Origin of the sequence: Amycolatopsis pithecellobii (assembly GCF_009707865.1) — a bacterium.
GTDB lineage: Bacteria > Actinomycetota > Actinomycetes > Mycobacteriales > Pseudonocardiaceae > Amycolatopsis_E > Amycolatopsis_E pithecellobii.
On record NZ_WMBA01000031.1, the window covers coordinates 26,036 to 45,308 of the forward strand.

General features: G+C 70.7%; 13 protein-coding genes and 1 pseudogene. 8 read left to right on the top strand and 6 right to left on the bottom strand.

Annotation, left to right across the window (positions count from 1 at the left end; genetic code table 11):
- Positions 1-57: 57 nt before the first annotated feature.
- A complete protein-coding gene (fdhA, locus tag GKO32_RS19850; protein WP_154758383.1) occupies positions 58-1,278 on the top strand; it encodes a formaldehyde dehydrogenase, glutathione-independent in 1,221 nt (406 codons plus the stop codon).
- Positions 1,279-1,398: 120 nt separating this feature from the next.
- Positions 1,399-3,591 (top strand): transglycosylase domain-containing protein, encoded by a 2,193-nt coding sequence (locus tag GKO32_RS19855; protein ID WP_154758384.1) that lies wholly within the window; start codon positions 1,399-1,401, stop codon positions 3,589-3,591.
- A gap of 280 nt (positions 3,592-3,871) precedes the next feature.
- Here the strand turns inward: GKO32_RS19855 and GKO32_RS19860 are convergent, their stop codons facing one another.
- Together GKO32_RS19860 and GKO32_RS19865 are read right to left on the bottom strand one after the other, a co-directional pair.
- On the bottom strand, positions 3,872-4,654 hold the full coding sequence (locus tag GKO32_RS19860; protein ID WP_312868171.1) for a hypothetical protein: 783 nt from the start codon (positions 4,652-4,654) through the stop codon (positions 3,872-3,874).
- A 24-nt stretch (positions 4,655-4,678) separates the two neighbouring features.
- The gene (locus GKO32_RS19865) at positions 4,679-5,383 is read right to left on the bottom strand and encodes a FadR/GntR family transcriptional regulator (protein ID WP_154758385.1); all 705 of its coding nucleotides are present in this window, start codon (positions 5,381-5,383) and stop codon (positions 4,679-4,681) included.
- 131 nt (positions 5,384-5,514) lie between these two features.
- Between GKO32_RS19865 and GKO32_RS19870 the strand changes: the two genes are divergently transcribed.
- Both GKO32_RS19870 and GKO32_RS38440 read left to right on the top strand, forming a co-directional pair.
- Positions 5,515-6,192: a GPR1/FUN34/YaaH family transporter gene (locus tag GKO32_RS19870; protein WP_154758386.1), complete on the top strand. Its 678-nt coding sequence runs from the start codon at positions 5,515-5,517 to the stop codon at positions 6,190-6,192.
- Positions 6,193-6,252: 60 nt separating this feature from the next.
- Positions 6,253-10,161, top strand: coding sequence for a helix-turn-helix domain-containing protein (locus GKO32_RS38440; protein ID WP_312868172.1), 3,909 nt, complete (start codon positions 6,253-6,255; stop codon positions 10,159-10,161).
- 452 nt (positions 10,162-10,613) lie between these two features.
- On the opposite strand, the pseudogene GKO32_RS19880 reads toward GKO32_RS38440, so the two are convergent.
- A pseudogene (locus tag GKO32_RS19880) lies at positions 10,614-11,516 on the bottom strand (pyridoxal phosphate-dependent decarboxylase family protein); the annotation flags it as partial.
- A gap of 127 nt (positions 11,517-11,643) precedes the next feature.
- Here GKO32_RS19880 and GKO32_RS19885 point away from each other — a divergent pair.
- A complete protein-coding gene (locus tag GKO32_RS19885) occupies positions 11,644-12,567 on the top strand; it encodes a patatin-like phospholipase family protein (RefSeq protein WP_154758387.1) in 924 nt (307 codons plus the stop codon).
- Between the two features lie 9 nt (positions 12,568-12,576).
- On the opposite strand, the gene GKO32_RS19890 is transcribed toward GKO32_RS19885, so the two are convergent.
- From GKO32_RS19890 to GKO32_RS19900, 3 genes are read right to left on the bottom strand one after another with little or no spacing between them, the layout of a single operon-like run.
- Positions 12,577-14,796, bottom strand: a complete 2,220-nt coding sequence (locus GKO32_RS19890; RefSeq protein ID WP_154758388.1) for a xanthine dehydrogenase family protein molybdopterin-binding subunit — start codon at positions 14,794-14,796, stop codon at positions 12,577-12,579.
- A gap of 3 nt (positions 14,797-14,799) precedes the next feature.
- Entirely contained in the window at positions 14,800-15,771 is a 972-nt protein-coding gene (locus tag GKO32_RS19895) for an FAD binding domain-containing protein (RefSeq protein WP_154758389.1), read from the bottom strand.
- Positions 15,771-16,439: a (2Fe-2S)-binding protein gene (locus GKO32_RS19900; RefSeq protein WP_154758390.1), complete on the bottom strand. Its 669-nt coding sequence runs from the start codon at positions 16,437-16,439 to the stop codon at positions 15,771-15,773. The genes GKO32_RS19895 and GKO32_RS19900 overlap by 1 nt, the downstream gene beginning before the upstream one ends.
- A gap of 142 nt (positions 16,440-16,581) precedes the next feature.
- On the opposite strand from GKO32_RS19900, the gene GKO32_RS19905 reads away from it, so the two are divergent.
- The 3 genes from GKO32_RS19905 (at position 16,582) to GKO32_RS19915 (ending at position 19,214) form a co-directional block, all read left to right on the top strand.
- Positions 16,582-17,037, top strand: coding sequence for a MarR family winged helix-turn-helix transcriptional regulator (locus tag GKO32_RS19905; protein WP_312868174.1), 456 nt, complete (start codon positions 16,582-16,584; stop codon positions 17,035-17,037).
- 144 nt (positions 17,038-17,181) lie between these two features.
- On the top strand, positions 17,182-18,426 hold the full coding sequence (locus GKO32_RS19910) for a flavin-dependent oxidoreductase (RefSeq protein ID WP_154758391.1): 1,245 nt from the start codon (positions 17,182-17,184) through the stop codon (positions 18,424-18,426).
- On the top strand, positions 18,423-19,214 hold the full coding sequence (locus GKO32_RS19915) for a TIGR03620 family F420-dependent LLM class oxidoreductase (protein WP_154758392.1): 792 nt from the start codon (positions 18,423-18,425) through the stop codon (positions 19,212-19,214). Before GKO32_RS19910 ends, GKO32_RS19915 begins: the two co-directional genes overlap by 4 nt.
- Positions 19,215-19,273 lie beyond the last annotated feature (59 nt).

Consider the following 19,273-nt stretch of genomic DNA (forward strand, 5'->3'; position numbering starts at 1 on the left):
CGCGCGTGCAGAGGTACGGTGAACTGGCATCGGTTCGACGACGAAACGAGGTGCACGATGACGGGCAACAAAGCCGTTGCGTACGTCGGCAAGGGCACCGTCGAGGTCGAGGAAATCGACTATCCGACCTTTGTCCTGCACGACGGCCCCGGGGTCAACAAAGCCAACGTGGGACGCGAAGTTCACCACGGCGTGATCCTGAAGAACGTGGCGACGAACATCTGTGGCAGTGACCAGCACATGGTGCGCGGGCGCACGACCGCGCCGGAAGGACTGGTACTGGGCCACGAGATCACCGGCGAGGTGGTCGAAGTCGGCCGGGACGTGGAGTTCGTGCATGAGGGGGACCTGGTCTCGGTACCGTTCAACATCGCGTGCGGGCGGTGCCGCAACTGCAAGGAGGGAAAGACCGGGATCTGTCTGAATGTCAACCCGGACCGGCCGGGCTCGGCCTACGGGTACGTGGACATGGGCGGCTGGGTCGGCGGGCAGGCCGAGTACGTGCTGGTGCCCTACGCCGACTGGAACGTGCTGAAGTTCCCGGATCGCGACCAGGCGATGGAGAAGATCCTTGACCTGGCCATGCTTTCCGACATCTTCCCGACCGGATTCCACGGCTGCGTGTCGGCCGGGGTCACGGTCGGTTCGACGGTCTACATCGCCGGTGCCGGGCCGGTCGGGCTGGCGGCCGCGGCGTCGGCACAGCTGCTGGGCGCGGCGGTGGTCATCGTCGGCGATCTCAACGCCGACCGGCTCGCGCAGGCCCGCTCGTTCGGCTGCGAGACCGTGGATGTGTCGCAGGGTGACCCCAAGGACCAGATCGCGGAAATCCTGCACACACCGGAAGTCGACTGCGGCGTGGACGCGGTCGGGTTCGAGGCGCGCGGCCACGGTCGTGAGGCGGAAACGGAAAAACCGGCCACCGTGCTCAATTCGCTGATGGACATCACCAGGGCCGGCGGTGCGCTGGGCATTCCGGGCCTGTACGTCACCGGTGACCCTGGCGCGGCGGACCCGGCGGCCCGCGAAGGTTCGCTGTCCATCCGGATCGGCCTCGGCTGGGCGAAATCGCACGAGTTCACCACCGGCCAGTGCCCGGTCATGCGCTATCACCGCAAGCTGATGATGGCCATCCTGCACGACCGGGTCCAGATCGCGAAGGCGGTCAACGCGACGCCGATCCCGCTCACCGAAGCGCCGCGCGGGTACCGCGAGTTCGACAGCGGTGCCGCCCGCAAGTATGTGCTCGACCCGCACGGGTCCCTTGCGCGGACCTGACACCGGCGGCGGCACACTCGGGTTCCGCCGGGCCACTGGCTAGAGTGACCCCGGCGGAAACCCGAGCGTGCAGCCGAACCATGAGCCGGCAGCCGCGTGTGACAGTGCGGAGGTCGACTCGTGGACTACGGCCGTGGTCGTCGCGTGCCGCGGCGGGCGTTGTGGCGCCGCGTGCGCCGGACCCTTTACGTCGTACTGGGACTGGGCATGTTCGTGCCGGTGGCGGCCTTCGTCATCGGCTACTTCCTGGTCGACGTGCCGGACCCGAACGCGCTCGCGGCGAGCCTCAACCAGCCGGTCACGCTGTACTACGCGGACGGCTCGACGCTGTATACGAAATCGACCCAGAACAGCCACAGTGTGGTGACCTGGGACCAGATCCCGGCGTCGATGAAGAACGCGCAGATCGCGGCCGAGGACGAGACGTTCATGACGAACTCGGGCTTCGACCTCAAGGCGATCCTGCGCACCGTGTGGAACCGGGTGACCGGCGGCACCGGCGGCGGTTCGACGATCGGGCAGGAATACGTCAAGAACGCCACCGGCAACGACGATCCGACGCTGTCCCGCAAGTTCGTGGAAATGGTCGAGTCGTACAAGATGACCCGTACCTATTCCAAAGAGGACATTCTGACCGCGTACCTCAACACTGTCTATTTCGGACGTGGTGCGTACGGGATCGCCGCGGCGGCGAAGGCGTACTACAACGAGGACGTGTCGCAGCTGAACACCGGGCAGGCCGCGTTGCTTGCGGGTCTCGTGCAGTTGCCGGCGCAGGCGGACAATCCCGCGTACCAGCAGCGCCGCTACGCCTACGTGATGGGGCGGTTGCTGGCCAATCACTGGATCACGGCCGCGGACCTCGCGTCGGCGCCGTTTCCCACGCCGGTACCGGGCCCGGCGAAGAACGGCGGATCGGCGCTGGCCGACCGGCAGTACATCGTGTCGCAGGCCTTCGCGGAACTCGCGCAGGCCGGCTACTCCGAGCAGTCGCTGGCGGCCGAGGGCGCGAAGATCTACCTGACTGTCGAACCGGCCGCGCAAGCCGCCGCGGAGCAGGCCGTCACGAAGATCATGGCCGCGGACAAGGATTATCCCGACGAAGGCAGCGCGCTGGTGTCGGCCGACCCGCGCACCGGGAAGATCCTCGCGTACTACGGCGGCGACGGCTCGACGGCGTACGACCTGGCGACCACACCGCAGCAACCCGGTTCCTCGTTCAAGCCGTACGTGCTCGCGGCGGGAGTGCGGGCGCAGCCGGAGACGATCGGGCTGAACACGATCTACGACGGCAGTGACAACCAGACCATCGCCGGTCAGGTGGTGCACAACTCCGACGGCGAGGGTGCGCCGCAGATCACCGTCAAGGACGCGATGACCCAGTCGGTGAACACGGTGTTCTACCGGATGGGCGCCGACATCGGGGTGCGGGACGTGCGGCAGGCGGCCTGGGACGCCGGAATTCCCCGGCAGATCACCACTTCGCTGGGATCGACGTACGACTCGCTGCAGAACGACGATGCGGATGGGAAGGGCACCGGCACCACGGAACTGGGCATCACACTCGGCCAGTACGCGGTGCGCCCGCTCGACCAGGCGCAGGGGTACGCGACGTTCGCGGCGAACGGGCAGTATGTGCCGCTGCACCTGGTGGCGCGGGTGACCGATGACGCGGGCCGGGCGCTGTACGGGTTCACGGCCACCCCGAAACCCGCGTTCTCCACCGATCCGGAAACGAACTCGGCCATCGCGGCCATCGTGACGCAGTCGATGACATCGGTGTCGGAGTCCTCGGGAGACGGGTTGCCGGACTCGCGGCCGAACGCGGCGAAGACGGGCACCGCGCAGTACCAGGACAGCGGGCACAACTCGGAGGCGTGGATGGTCGGGTACACGCCGCAGGTGGTGACCGCGGTGTGGTTCGGCAACAAGAAGCAGCCGGCGCCGATCTACGGGAACTACCACAACGGCAAGGGAAAGGCGCGCGGGTACGACGTGTACGGGCGCGAGGAGCCGGGCTACATCTGGCAGGCATACATGGGCGGCTACCTGGACGGCAAGCCCGCGATGGCGTTCCCGGACGCGCCGGACCTGACCGCCCCTTCGACGACCGAGGCCCCGCCGACGACCGAAGAACCGACCACGACGGAGCCCGACGAGACGACGACGGAGGAACAGCCGCCCAGCACGGTCCCGTGGACCCGCCCGCCATGGCGCACCTCCACCGCGCCGGACTGCTTCCCGGGCGACGGGTGCGACACGAGCACGGACACCCCGACGTCGAGTTCGCGGCAGCGGCCCGTCACGGGCTGACGGCCTGGCGTCGGCGCGGGTCCGGGTGTGCGGTGGCGTCTCGTCCTGTGCGGCAGCCGTGCGGTGCGTGGTGCAGGGTCGACTCGTGCAACGGCAACGTTCAACTCGTGCAACGGCAACGTTCAACTCGCGCGGCGGGAATGCTCGACTCGTGCAACGGCAACGTTCAACTCGCGCGGCGGGAATGCTCGACTCGCGCGACGGGAATGCTCGACTCGCGCGACGGGAACGTTCGACTCGCGCGAACGGAACGCTCGACTCGCGCGACCGGAACCGGGGGTTAGGTCGGCGGGGTGGTTTGGTGGCGGGTGAGCATGCCGTCGGGTGGGGCGGTCGGCGACCATTTGCCTTCGGCGGCGATCCAGGTCTGGCCGTCGAAGGTGACGCGGTCGACGGCGAACCGGGTCGCGTTGGCGACCAGCCAGGTCGCCAGTGCCCACCCCGGTGCCGGGTCGTGCCTGCCGGTGAACGCCGCCGTGCCGAGTTCCGCGTTCGCGGCCGCGATCAGCGCGGGTGCCGTGGCGGTGCCGAGGACGAGATCGTGGCAGGCGAGCGTGGCCGGGGTCTGACCCGTCAGCGCGCCGGCGAGTACCCGGGCTTCCGGTTCCCACTGGGCATACGCGTCGGGCGCGCCGGAACGCTGCACCAGCTGCGCCGCCTGCGTCACGCTCAGCTGCGTCCAGTTCGGCTGCTGGCGCAACCGCTGATAGAACGCCGTCGTCGCGTAGACCGGGTCGGTCACCTGCTCGTAGCTGCCCCAGCCCTGGCTCGGCCGCTGCTGGAACAACCCCGCCGAATCCCGGTCACCGCCGGTCAGGTTCCGAAGCTTCGATTCCTGCAGCACAGTGGCGAGCGCGACCGTGACGGCGTGGTCCGGCATGCCGAGCCGCATCCCGACCGCCGCGATCGTCGCCGCGTTCTGTGCCTGGTCCGGGGTCAGGCTGTACTGGCCGGCCGAACACGCCGGAGCCGGTGGCTTGCGCAGCACGAGGACCAGCCACGTCACGCCACCGGCCACCACGGCGATGACGAGCACCAGACATCCCCACCGGCGCGCCTGCACATTCTCTTCTTACCAGGGGTCTTGTCACGCCTGGTCAGGGTTCCAGGTCAGCAGCCGCACGCGGCGGACCGTGTCCAGATGCGCCCGCATCGCCTCCGCCGCGGCCGGAGGGTCCTGAGCGCGGATCGCCTCGGCGATCTTCGTGTGCTGCGCGAGCGACCGCGGGGGACGAGCGGGCTGGCGCAACGATTCCCGCCGCGTTTCCGCGATCTGCGCGCCGATCCGGGCCATGAAGTCGGCCAGCAGCTCGCTGTGCGCGGCCGCGGTCACCGCGGCGTGGAACCGGCGATCCCCGTCCTCACCGAAGGCCCCGTCCTCGATTTCGGCGCGCATCGCGTCCAGCGCCGCGTCGATCTCGGCGAGATCGGCGTCGGTTCGCCGGGCCGCGGCCAGCTCGGCGAGTTTCGTCTCCATCGCCTCGCGCGCGTCCAGCACATCGGGCAGTCGCCGGCGCCGTTCGACGAGCTCGTCCACCGGCTCCGGATGCAGGCTGTCGGTGCGCAGGTAGGTGCCGCCGCCGTGCCGGATTTCCACCAGCCCCTGGACTTCCAGCACCACGATGGCCTGTTTCAGCGACGCACGGCTGACCCGGAGCCGGTCGGCGAGATCCCGTTCGGAGGGCAGCCGGTCACCGGAGCGCAGGCCCGCGGCATCGGCGTACGCTCGCAGCTGCCGCACCACCTGTTCGTACAGGCGCAGGCGCGTGACCGGGCGAAGCGGATCGGACATCCGCGTCAGCCTAGTGGATGAGTGGCTCAGCCAGCCGGATTGGCTTGCGGTGTCTCAGATTGAGACGCGCGGCATGGGGGAGCGGGTCTCCAATAGGTCCGATAGGACTGCCCACTCGAAGGTGGATCGCCATGTCACAGGTGCAGCGCAACGAGTCCACACCCACCCCCACCGCCCACGAGGTCCGTTCGATGGTCGAGCGGTCAGGGCCGGCAGGCGTCGTCGTCGGCGCCGGCGGGGACCCGCTGATCATCGGGTTGCCGATCTTCGCCGTCGGTTCGCTCGCGCTCGGCATGGCGCTGATCGGGGTGATCCCGGCGACCGCGCTCGGCGCCGTCGTGCCGATCATCGTGTTCGGCACCGGGCTCTTCCTCACCATCGTGACCGTCTGGGCGGCACTGCTCGCCCAGACGATGGTCGCGGGTATCACCGGCACGTTCGCCGGATTCTGGCTCAGCCTCGGCGCGTTGCTGCTCGGGCTCGGCCACAACTGGTACGGCGTGACCACCGCGCAGGCAGGCTCGGTGCAGGAACTGTTCTTCATCGCGTGGGGGTGCTTGTTCCTGTTCCTGCTGGTACCCACGTTGCGATTGCCGGCGATCTACCCGGCGGTCGTCGCGCTCGTCGTGGCGGCGCTGGCGCTCGCCGCGGCCGGCGCGGCCACCGGTGACGCGAACCTGCTGAAGGCAGCCGGATACGTCATTCTCCTCTTCGCGCTCCTCGGTTTTTGTGCTTTTGTGAACGTCGGACTCACCGCTATGGGCGCGAAAAGGCCGTTCCCGCCGCTCGGCCGGGCACTCGTCGACTGAGGCGATCGGCTCCGCGTGTGCCGCCGCCGGGAGAACCCCGCGTGCCGGTAAGGTTCTGTGGTGGACGGGACCGAGGACCGGCCCGGCACGACGTTGGGGGAGCTGCTGCGACGGCACCGGCGTCGTCGTCGGCTGACCCAGAGCGAACTTGCCGAGACGGCCGGGATCAGCGTGCGCACGCTGAGCAATCTCGAGCGCGGCCGGTCCCGTACCGCGCAGCGCCGGTCCGCCGAGGTACTCGCCGACGCGCTCGGTCTCGACGGCACGGATCGCGCGGTTTTCCTTGCGGCGGCCAAGGAAGGGCGGCGGTTTCCCGAACCCGCACCGGTCGCGGGCGCGCCGCCGCCCGCTGTCGCGGACCTGGTCGGGCGCGTCGGTGAGCTCGCGTTCCTGCGCCACGCCGCCGAGGCCGCGGAGGACGCGCCGGCCGGTGTGGTGGTGCCGGTGATCGGGCAGCCCGGGGTCGGCAAGACCGCACTGGTCCAGACCGCCGCGCACGCGCTGAGTTCCTTGTTCCCACACGGATTCCTGTCGGTGGACCTGCGTGGCATGGACGACCAGCCGGTCGGCCCGCGTGTCGCGCTGGATTCGCTGCTGCGCTCACTGGCCGTGCCCGCCACGCGGATCCCGGCGACCGTCGGCGAACAGGCCGCGCTCTACCGGTCCCTGCTGGCCGGGCGGCGGTTGCTGGTCGTGCTCGACAATGCCGCCGGCGAGGACCAGGTCCGGCCGCTGCTGGCGGAAACCCAGGGCTGTCTCACGCTGATCACCTGCCGCCGCGCGCTCACCGGGCTGCCGTCCGCGCGCCCGTTGCGGCTGAACCCGCTCGCGGAGGCCGACGCCACGGCACTCGTCGGGTCGATCATCGGCGCGGAGCGGGCCGCCGCCGAGCCGGCGGCCACGGCCGAACTCGTCGAGCTGTGCGGGAATCTGCCGCTGGCCGTGCGCATCGCCGGGAACCGGCTGGCCAGCAGGCCCGACTGGTCGGTGACGTACCTGGTCGGCCAGCTGCGTGACGAGCGCACCCGGCTCGGCGCGCTGTCGGCCGGTGATCTGCGGGTGCGGCCGGCGTTCGAGATCTCCCACTGGCGGCTGTCCCCGGACGCGCGGCTGGTGTTCCGGCGGGCCGCGGTGATCCCCGGCCCGGATTTCGGGGTGGCCCTTGCCGCCGTCGCCACCGGGTTGCCCGAAACCGAGGTGCGGCGGCATCTCGACGAGCTGGTCGACGCGAGCATGCTGCGCCCGGCGGCCGCGCCGGGACGCTACGCCTATCACGACCTGATCCGCATCTACGCCCGCGAACAGCTCAAGGACGAGGAACAGACCGGGCGAAGACAGGAACAGGCGGTCGTCGATCATCTGCTCGCCGCGGCCACCGAAGCGGGAAAGATGTTCCTGCCCGAAGCCCGCACGAGCGACGGCCGGTTCGCCACCCTCGACGAGGCCGCCGCGTGGCTCGACGCCGAAGCCGGGAACTGGCTGGCCGCGCAACGCATCGCGGCGCGCGCCGGGCAGCATCGCGAGGTGCTCGATCTGGCCGAGGCGCTGCACTGGTACGCCGACGTCCGGCTCCAGCAGTACCCGTGGGACGAGGTCGCCGAGCTCGGTCTCGCCGCGGCCCGCGCGCTGGGCAGCCGCACCGAGGAAGCGTCGATGCTCAATGCCCTTGGCTGGGCACGGTATTACTGCCTGGGTGACGACGAGGGCGGCCGTGCCGTGCTCGAGGAGGCGCTGGCGCTCGCGAGCCGGATCGGTGACCGGCGTCAGGAGACCTGGGCGCTGGGGTATCTCGGTGCGGTGTTCATGAAGCTGGGCCGTTCCGACGAAGCGCTGCGCCATATCCGCCGTGCCGTCTCGATGTCCGGTGATCTCGGGTTCTGGCTCGGCCAGAGCACGATCCGCAACGCGCTCGGCCGGATCCTGTGCGCCGTCGGGCGCGCCGACGAAGGGCTCGCGGTGCACCGGGCCGTGCTCGTGGACGCGGAATTCAACCGCGACGCGACCAACGCCGATTCCTACCGGATGCTCAAGGCCTACACCATCCAGTGCATCGGCATGGCGCTGGAAGCGCTGGAGGACTGGCTGCGCGCCGGCGCCACGTTCGGCACCGCCCGCGCCCTGTTCGCCTCGATCCCGTTGCCGTTGCGGGAAGCCGAATCCGCGTTGCACGAGGGCATGGCATGGCGCCGGGCCGGACGTCGTTACCTGCCGTTGGCGGCCGGGTCGCTGCGCACGGCGCTGTCGGTGTTCACCGGTCCGCTGAACCGGTGGGACCGGGCACAGACGCTGTCCGAGCTGGCCGCGGTGCTCGAACTCACCAGCGATCCCGCCGGTGCCCGCCAGTGCCGTGCGGAAGCCGTTGCGCTGTATGAAGAACTGGGCACCGACCGGGCCAAGGAGCTCGCGGCGCAACTGGCCGCTCCGCGACCACGGCCCGCACGCCTGTCGGACCGGTTGTCCGCCGCCCGCAACCGCGCGTTCGCCGGGCGCGCCGAAGAGCTGGCACTGGTGCGGGCCGCGCGGCGCGCGCAGGAGCCGCCGTTCCACGTGCTGTGGCTGCACGGCCCCGGAGGGATCGGGAAAACCGCGTTGCTGCGGCGGATCGCCGACGACGCCGGCGCGGACGGCGAATCGTGCGTCATGCTCGACGCCCGCACGTTCACCCCGACACCGCAAGGTTTTCGCGGCGCGCTGGGTTCGCCCGACTGGCCCGCCGGGGTCCGGTTGATCGTGCTGGACACCGCGGAGCTGATCGGGTCGCTGGAAACCTGGCTGCGTGAGGCATTCCTGCCGACCGCGCCACAGGACGCCATCCTGGTCATCGCGAGCCGCGACGAACCGGCGCCCGAGTGGCTGTCGGACCGATCGTGGTGGAAGTCGTTGCGCACCATGCCCGTTCCGCCTCTGGCCGCAGGTGAGGCCGCGGATCTGTTGCGGCAGCGCGGATTCCCGGACAACGCCGTGGCACTGGAGTTCGCCGGCGGTCACCCGCTGTCGCTCGGCCTCGCCGCGGACGTGCTGCGGCAGCACGGTGCGGGCGCCCCGGACTGGGAGATCGGTTCCGATGTCGTCGCGTCACTGACCCGGCACCTGATGGAGACGGCGCCGTCGTTCGCGCATCGCGAGGCGCTGGAGGTCATGGCACTGGCCAGAGCGACCACCGCGGATCTGTTGCGGCACAGCCTTTCCGAGCCGCCGCCGGACGCGGGGACACTGCTCGAATGGCTGCGTGAACTGTCGTTTGTGGACAGTAGCGGCGCGGGGCTGGTGCCGGACCGGGGCGTGCGGGCGGCACTGGCCGCGCAGGTGTCGCAGGACAGTTACCAGCGGGTGTTCCGGTATGTCGCGGAGCGGATGCTCGCGGCACCGCAGGAACACCGCCGGGTGCTCGACTTCCTTTACCTGAGCCGGTTTCGCATCGACGGTGCCGGCGAACTGGCCCCGGACACCCGGGTCGACGCGGCGGCGCCACCGGATGAGCAGGCCGTGCTGAAACTGATCGAGCACACCTCGGGCGCGCGTTCGGCACGGCTGGCGCGGCGGTGGTGGCGGGCGCAACCCGGGGCGTTCACCGTGCTGCGCCGGCGCGACGGCGGGATCGACGGTGTGGCGGTGCTGCCCCGGCTGACGGCAGGGGAGCCGGACGTGCCCGACGACCCGGCGGCGCGGGCGGCGCTGGCGTGGGCGCGGGAGCATGCCCCGCTCCAGCCGGGGCAGCACCTGCTGCTCGGCCGGTGGCTGGCCGGCGACGATCTGTGCGACCAGACCGTGTCGTTGCTCGTGCGCCGGTGGTTGAGCACACCCGGGCCGGCCCTGAGCTACGCCGTGGCCGGGGACGACGCGTCGACGGCGATGTTCTCCTTCCTCGGGCAGCGGCCGTTGCCGCGGATACCCGATGCGGGCACGCCGTTCGTGTTCGACTGGCGGGAAACCCCGCCGGCGGAATGGATCCGGCTCATCGCGAAGTGAACGCCGCCAGCACCGCGTCGGCGGAGCGGTCGACGTCGGCTTCGGTGGTGCGCCAGCTGGACACCGAGATCCGCATGTACTCGCGGCCATGCCAGGTCGTGCCACCCATCCAGCACACCCCGGACCGCTGCACCGCCGCGAGTACTTCCCGGGTGCGCTCGTCGTCGCCGAAGGAGGCGAGAACCTGGTTGAGCACCACGTCGTTGCCGATCGTCACGCCACCATCGGCCAGGCGGGCGGCGAACCTGCGGGCCAGGGCGCAGCAGCGGTCCACGAGCTCGGCGAAACCGGAGCGGCCGAGTTCGCGCAGCACTGCCCAGGTCGCGAAACCGCGGGCGCGCCGCGAGGATTCGGGGGCGAAGGCGCTCGGCGAGCGGAACCCGTCCTGGGCCCGTCAGGTAGGCCGCGTGATACGCGGTCGCGGCGGCGTGCGCGTCCGGATGCGCGCAGAACGCGTAACCGCTGTCGTAGGGGACGTTGAGCCATTTGTGCCCGTCGGTCGACCACGAATCCGCGTCCTCGACGCCGTTCGTCAGCTGTCGCAGGGCGGGGCTGGCGGCGGCCCACAGCCCGACCGCGCCGTCGACGTGCACCCATGCGCCGTGGGCGTGCGCCGCCTCGATCGCGGCGGGGAAGTCGTCGAACGCGCCGGTGTTGACGTCCCCCGCCTGCAGGCACACGATCCGTGGACCGTCCACTTCGGACAGAAGGCGGCGGAGCTCGCCGACGTCGGCGCGGCCCTGGGCATCGGTGCGCACCGGGATGATGGCCGCGGTACCCAGCCCGAGCAGCCGCAGCGCCCTGTCGATGGTCGCGTGCCGGTCGGCGGTGGCCAGCACCCGGACGCGGGGTGCGCCGGAGAGACCGTCACGCTCCACATCCCACCCGGCGGCGGCCAGCACGTGGTGCCGCGCCGCGGCGAGGCAGACGGTGTTGGCGGCCTGCCCGCCGGTGACGAACCCGGCCGACGCGCCGGCGGGCAGCCCGAGCAGTTCCTTGAGCCAGGTCGCGGCGACGTCTTCGACGGCCGCTGCGGCGGGGGAGCTGATGGCGTTGGCGGCGTTCTGGTCCCAGGCGGTGGTCAGCAGGTCGGCGGCGGTGGCGGCGTCGGTCGAACCACCGATGACGAAACCGAAGTACCGTGGGCCGGTGCTGGCGACCAGCGCCGGTTCGGCCACCTTTGCGAGCTCCTCGACGACCTGGGCCGCGGGCGTCGGCCCGTCGGGCAACTCGCCGCCGAGCGCGTCCCGCACGGATTCCGGGCTCGTGGCAGGGAAAACCGGCTCGCCGGCGGCCCGCTCCCGATAGTCGGCGGCCCTCGCCGCGGTGGTCACGAGCAGTTCACGCAGTTCCATGCCCTGAGCCTAGCGAGGGGGAAGGTGCTGTTTCCTCAGCGGCACAGCCGCTTGTTGTGGGCCGTCAGCTTGCATCGCCACCTGCACCGCCACGCAAGCCTTCACCCCATTCTCTAACCTCGGGTCCATGAGCGTTTCGGTGCTGGAGCTGGTGCGGGCGCGAGCGGCGGACGGCAGCGTCCCGGGGGCGCGGGAGGATCCGTACCGGCTGGGGCTGGCGATCGAGGGTGGCGGGAGCCGGGGGACCTACGCCAGTGGGATGGCCGTGGAACTCGAGCGTCGCGGGCTGACGCGGGTGTTCGACGACGTGTACGGCTCGTCGATGGGCGCGATCACCGGGGCGTGGCTGCTGTCGGGCAAGGCCGAGCACGGCACGTCGTTCTGGTGGCATCCCGAGGTCATGCCGAATGTCATCAAGCCAAGGGCCGCGCTGCGCCGGAAACCGGTGGTGGACCTGGAATTCCTGATGAACGAGGTGTATCAGCGCTGGGCCGGGCTCGACTTCGCGGGCGTGCTGGCCGCCCCGGCGCGGTTGCATCCGATCGCCACCGACGCCGACAGCGGTGAGGGCATCGACCTCGCGCCGCACCTGACCGACGCCGAGTCGCTCAAGCTCGCCTTGCGCGGTTCGGCCGGCCTGCCGCTGCTCGCCGGTCCGCTCATCCGGCTCGACGGCCGCCGGTTGCTGGACGGCGGGCTCACCGAGCCGATCCCGTTTCACTCGGCCCTGCGCGACGGCTGCACCCACGTGCTCGTGTTGCGCACCCGCCGCGCCGATGAACGTCCCCTGCCGCCGTCGCGGATGGAAAACCTTGCGGTGACGGCATTTCTGCGCCGGACCGCACCCGCGGCGCTCGGCGCGTGGCGCGAGCGCACCCGCCACCGCCGCGCCGACGACGAACACCTCTCCTCGGCCGGGCCACTGACCCAGGTCCTCGTCCCACCCGGCGCACCGGAGGTCTCCCGCCTCGCCGTCGACCCCGCCCTGCTGCGCCGCGCGCTCGACCTCGGCGCCGCGGCCATGGCCACCGCGCTCGACATCGAGACCTAGGCTTTCCGCCTACAGCAACTTGTCCAGGGTGATGGGCAGGTCATGGACACGGCGGCCGGTGGCGTTGTGCACGGCGTTGGCGACCGCCGCCGCCGAGCCCACGGTGCCCAGTTCGCCGATACCGCGCACCCCGGCCGGATTGAACACGGTGTCCGCGTGCTGCACGAACCGGACGTCGATATCGGGCACGTCGGGATTGACCGGCAGCAGATACTCGGCGAGGTTGGCGTTGGCGAACCGTCCGGTGGCCGCCTCGACCCGGGTGCCTTCCAGGAGCGCCTGACCGATGCCGAAGATGACCCCGCCCGCGATCTGGCTGCGTGCCGCTTTCATGTTGACGATCAGCCCCGCGTCGATCACGGTGGTGAACCGCGACAGCCGTGGTTCCCCGGTCAGCCGGTGGACGCGGACCTCGCAGAAGTGAGCGCCGAACGAGTGGAACGCGTATTTCGCCGGGTCACCGCCGGCAGGTCCGCTCTCGGTGGCTTCCACGGCCGGCGTACCGGTCAACTCCAGCAGGGTGCCGAAACCGATGGTGCGGCCACCCCCGATGAGCGAACCGTCGCCATAGCGCACGTCGTCCGGTGCCATCCCGTGGAACGGCGAACGCGGGTTGTCGAGCGCGAGCCGGGTCAGCGCACGCGTGGCGGAATCGGCCGCGGCACGCACACCCGGCGCGACACCGGCGGTGGAGGCGGAACCGAAAGCGCCGTAGTTGTTCGGCAGCGCCGAGTCGCCGAGGTCCGGCCTGACCCGCTCCAGCGGGATGCCCAGTGCGTCGGCGCCGAGGATCGCCAGCACCGTCCACATGCCCGTGCCCAGGTCGGCGGTGGCGCTGGAGACCGCGGCGGTGCCGTCGGCCTGCAGGCGCACCTTCACCGAGGTCGCGAACCGGTTCGCCGGGTAGATCGCGGTGGACATGCCCATGCCGACCAGCCACTCGCCGTCTTCGTTGGTGACGGAGCGGGGCACCGGGTTGCGCCGGGCCCAGCCGAACGCCTCCGCGCCGACGCGGTAACACTCGTCGAGATGCTTGCTGGACCAGGCCCGGTCGGTGCCGGGCAGGACCGTGGCGTAGTTCCGCATCCGCAGTTCGATCGGGTCGATCCGGAGCCGGATCGCCAGTTCGTCCATGGCGCTCTCGATCGCGAAGGAACCCGAGTTCTCGCCCGGCGCCCGCATGAAGGTGGGTACCGGCACATCGAGGGCGACGACCTTCTGCCCGACATGCAGGTTCGGCGACCGGTACAGCACGCGCGACGTGGTGCCGGGCCCGGACTCGGGACGGCCCCCCGAGGCCGACGTGCTGGAGTAGGCGTCGTGCTTCACCGCGGTGAGCACACCGTCCCGGGTGGCGCCCAGTGCCACGGTTTGCGCCACCGTCGAGCGGTGCCCGGTGACCGTGAACGTCTGCTCGCGGGTGAGCACGGTCCGCACCGGGCGGCCCAGCGCCTGCGCGGCGGCCACCGTGAGCGGGGCGCAGGACCAGGTGGTTGCCTTGTTGCCGAAGCCGCCGCCGACGAACGGGCTGATCACGTGCACCTTCGCCGGATCCACTCCGGTCCACGCCGCGATGTCACCGGCGTGCCTGTTCGGCGACTGGGTGCCGCTGTAGACCGTGACGTGGCCGTCCTGCCACACCGCGGTCGTCGAGTGCGGCTCCATCGCGTTGTGGTTTTCGATCGGCTGGCTGTAGTCGCCGGTCACCGTGACTTCGCTGGCGGCGAGCGCGTCGTCGATCGAGGACACCCCGGGGGCCAGGAAGTCCTGCACCGCCGGCTCGCCGAAACTGGGCGGCGGGATCGTCGCCGTGGGGAAGCCGGCCTCGAACGACGCGGCGGGTGGCCGGGCGTCATAGCTGGTCCGGACCAATGCGGCGGCATTGCGGGCCTGCTCGAACGTCTCGGCCACCACCAGCCCGATGATCTGCCCGTGGTAACGGATTTCGGTGTCCTGCAAGGGCGCCCAGTTCTGCGCGCCCGCCGCGTCCGCGGGGGCGAACAACTTCAGCGGATTGAACGGCGTGAAGACGGCCAGCACGCCGGGTGAGTGCTCCGCGGCGCCGGTATCCATCGACCGGATGCTGCCGCGGCCGATCGTGCTCACCACCAGGTAGCCGTTGGCCAGCCGGTCGAAGCGGAAGTCCGCCCCATACCGGGCGCCACCGGTGACCTTGAGCCGGCCGTCGATCCGGTTGACCGCGGTCCCGAAAGGAGATCGTCGAGGCATGTCTCAGTCCTTCAAACTCATCAGGGCGCGAACGATGGTCCGCTGCAGCAGCGCTACCTTGAATCCGTTGTGTGCCAAGGGATGAGCTCCCTCGACGGCGCGCTGCGCCGCGGATTCGGCCAGATCCTGGCGCAGCGGCCGGTTCCGTAACGCGTCCTCGACCGCGGGCAGCCGCCACGGTGTGGTGGCGACGCCGCCCACCGCGACCCGCACGTCCCGCACGATCGGCCCGTCCAGGTCCACCGCGACCGCCGCCGACGAGAGGGCGAACTCGTACGACGCCCTGTCGCGGATCTTGAGGTAGGCCGAGCGACGTGCCCAGTCGAGCCGCGGTACCAGCACACCGGTGACCAGCTCGCCGGGATGCAGATCGAACTCCCGCTCCGGCGAGTCGCCGGGCCGGAGGTAGAACTCGGCCAGCCGCACGCTGCGCGTGCCCGTCCGGCCCCGGAGTTCGACCGAGGCATCCAGCGCCACCAGCGCGACCGCCAGGTCGCTGGGATGGGTGGACACGCAGGAGCCGCTGGTGCCGAGGATGGCGTGCATGCGGTTTTCGCCGTTCAGCGCCGGACATCCGGTGCCGGGTTCCCGCTTGTTGCACGGCGTCGCGGTGTCCCGGAAGTAGCCGCACCGGCTGCGCTGCAACAGATTGCCGCCGATACTGGCCATGTTGCGCAGTTGTGGCGAGGCACTGGCCAGCAGCGCCTGGGCGAGCACCGGGTAGCCGGCCGTCACCAGCGGATGGGCGGCGACGTCGCTCATCCGCTCCAGCGCCCCGAGGTGCAGACCTCGTTGATCCAGCCGGATCCCGGGCAACGCCAGGTGATTGATGTCGACCACGTGCCGGGGTGTCATCACCTCGAGCTTCATCAGGTCGACCAAGGTGGTACCACCGGCCAGGTAGGCGGAACCGTCCACGGGCGCCGCGAGCGCCTCGTCCACGGTGCGTGCGGTGGCGAAATCGTAGGGCCGCATCAGCGGGCACCCCCGGTGCCATGGACGGCTTTGATCGCGCCGACGATGTTCGGGTACGCCCCGCACCGGCAGATGTTGCCCGCCATGAACTCCTGGATCTCCGCGTCGGACCCGGCGTGTCCTTCGGCCACCACGGCCACGGCGGACATGATCTGACCGGACGTGCAGAATCCACATTGGAACGCGTCGTGGTCGATGAACGCCTGCTGCATGGGATGGAGCCGGTCACCGTTCCCGCCCGCCGGCGGCAGGCCCTCGATGGTGGTGACCGCCCGGCCGTCCGCCGCACCGGCCAGGGTGAGGCAGGACAGCACCCGCCTGCCGTCCACGTGGACGGTGCACGCGCCACATTGGCCGCGATCGCAGCCCTTTTTCGTGCCGGTCAGCCCGAGCCGGTCGCGCAGTGTGTCGAGGAGGGTCGCCCGGGGGTCGGCGCGCAGCCGCTCGGTGTGCCCGTTCACCGTCAGCATGACGTCGACCAGGTTTTCCCCGCCCGGAACGGCGGCCGGTCCGGCGCCGGGGCCCGCGGCGGCCGCCGGTGCCACGTGTGCGCCGGCGGCGAGACCGGCGGACGCGATCGCCGACCGGGTCAGGAAATTGCGGCGGGACACCGGATCGGTCCGGCCCGCCTCGGCCGTCGAATCCGGCAACGGTTCTGTCAAAGCCATTCGTGCTCCCCAGTTTTTCTGATGCGCGGCCGGGATGCCCGGCCCGCCGGCTCACCGTATCTCAAGCGTCGAATTAGCGTCAAACGCTTGATACTGATCAGCATGCCGTATAGTTCTCCGCGGTGGCACGGGAGGGGGCAGGGTGGCGGAATTGGTCTGGGCGCTGCGGAAGGCCGAGGTCGCGGTGGCGGCGCGTAAGGAGCAGGGGCTGCGGAAGGTGGGGATGGCGCCGGCACACTTCTCGCTGCTCATGGCGATCAGCCGCCAGCCCGGCCTCACCGGCGCGGAGATGGCTCGCCGGCTGAACGTGACGCCGCAGGCGGTCGCGTCACTGGTGGCCAGGCTGGAGGGCAAGGGCCAGCTGGAACGCCGGCCGCATCCACGGCACGGCCATGTGCAGGAGCTCCATCTGACCGAGGCCGGCCGTGACGCGCTGCAGGCCGCCAAGCCCGTGGTCGCGGAGATCGAGCGGAAACTCAGGCGGGACCTGGGCTCCGCGGAGGCGGACCGGCTCGCCGCGATGCTCGACCGGGTGGCCGAGGTCGTCAAGGACGATCGGGATCTTCCGCGACGCACGGCCGCCGCCGAGCAGCCCTGAGAATCCGCCTGCCGTCTGCGCACGGTCCATTGTGGACTCGGTTGCGCGACGCCGCGCTGAGCATTCCCGGAAAACGGTGGTGGGAACCATCCGAATCGGGCATCCTGGGCGCACTGGGGAAGGCGCGGCACAGGGGAGGGTGCTATGCGGATCATCGTCGCGGGCGCGGGAATCGGCGGCCTTGTCACCGCGCTCCGGTTGCACCACCTGGGAATCCACTGCGAAATCTACGAGCAGAGCGATCTCGTCCACGAACTCGGCGTCGGCATCAACGCATTACCGCATGCGGTCAAGGAACTGAGCGAACTCGGGCTGCTCGACCGGCTCGACGAGGTCGCCATCCGCACCCGCGAACTGGTCTACAGCCACCGGCTCGGGCACGAGATCATGCGCCGGCCATGTGGGCTGGCAGCAGGATTCGCCTTGCCGCAGTTCAGCGTGCACCGCGGCCGGTTGCAGGGCGTGCTGCTGCGCGCGGTGCGCGAACGCCTCGGCAAGCACGCCGTGCGCACCGGGCACCGCCTGGTCGGTTTCGACCAGGACGCGGGTGAAGTCGAGGTGCGGTTCGCGGGCCGGGAACCGGTGCGTGCCGACGCGCTCATCGCGGCCGACGGGATCCACTCCGAGGTGCGCGCGATGCTGTTTCCCGCCGAGGGCCCGCCCCGGTGGAACGGCGTGCTGATGTGGCGCGGGGCAACGGAATGGCCGCGGTTCGGCGACGGGCACCGGATGGTCATCGCGGGCGGGACCGCCGCGAAGGTCGTCATCTACCCGATCGCCCCCGGCCGGACCCCGGAAACGCGGCTGACGAACTGGGCGATCGGCGTGCTGGCCGGGCAGGCCGGTGACCCGCCGCCGCAGCGCCAGGACTGGTCCCGCCGGGTCGATCCCACCACGCTGGCCGGACCGCTCGCGCGATTCCGCATGCCCCACACCGATCTGCCCGGTCTCGTCGCGGCGACGAGCGAGGTGTACGAATTCCCCATGTGCGACCGCGATCCGTTGCCGTACTGGACACACGGACGGGTCACGCTGCTCGGTGACGCCGCGCATCCGATGTACCCGATGGGGTCGAACGGTGCCGGACAGGCGATCCTCGACGCGAAAAGTCTCAGCGAGCAGCTCGCCCGCTACCATGATCCGGTCGAAGCATTGAAGGCGTATCAGGACGAGCGTCTCCCGGCGACCAGCGAAGTGGTGCTGCGCAACCGCATCGGCGGGCCCGAGAGCGTCATCGACGAGGTGGAACGCCGTGCACCGGAAGGGTTTTCCCGCATCGACGACGTGATCGACCCGGCGGAGCTGGAGGCGACCGTGGCCGCCTATGCCAAGGCGGCCGGGGCATCGCGTGAGCAGGTGAACCGTGGACACAGTGGGGAGCAGACATGACGAATCTCGGCCCGATCGGCGCCGCGACCCGGACGGACGACACCGCGGTGCTGGCCGAGCTGGAACAGCTCGGCTACGGCACATTGTGGCTGCCCGGCGGGGAAGGCGACGCGCCGGCGCGGGTGAGCGAAGCCGTCCGCGCCACCCGTACCGCCACGATCACCACGGGGATCATGTCGGTCGACCAGGTGCCCGCGGCCGATGTCGCAGCCACGTACACGAAGCTCGCCGAGTCGCACCCCGGCCGGTTCGTCCCGGGCCTCGGCGGCGCGCACGGCGCGAAACCCCTTGCCACGCTGAACGCGTACTTCGACGCACTGGACCCGGTGGTGCCGGCGACGGCACGGATCCTGTCCGCGCTCGGCCCGAAGATGCTGCGCCTCGCCCGGGACAGGGCAGCCGCCGCATATCCCTTCCTCGTCACACCGGACTATGTCGCCTCGGCGCGCGAAATCGTCGGCCCTGACACGGGATTGGCGGTGCTGCTGACCGTGGTCGCGGACGCCGATCCCGGGCAGGCGCGGGAAAAGCTGCGCGACAGCGGGTTGCGGTTCCTGTCCGGAGTGCCTGGTTACGTCGCGAACTTCCGTCGCATGGGCTTCACCGAGGACGACGTCGCGAACCTGTCCGACCGGCTCGTCGACGGGGTCACGGTGTGGGGCGATTTCGACACCGTGGTCCGGCGGCTGCGGGAATACCAGGCCGCGGGCGCCGACCAGCTCGTCATCCAGATCGACGCGCTGCCCCGTGACTGGTGGTCCGCGCTCGCGACGGCGATCACCGGCTGAGCGTTTTGCCCCTGCCCCTGCCGGGTAGGTGACCGGCGTATCTGTGCCCGGCACCAGGG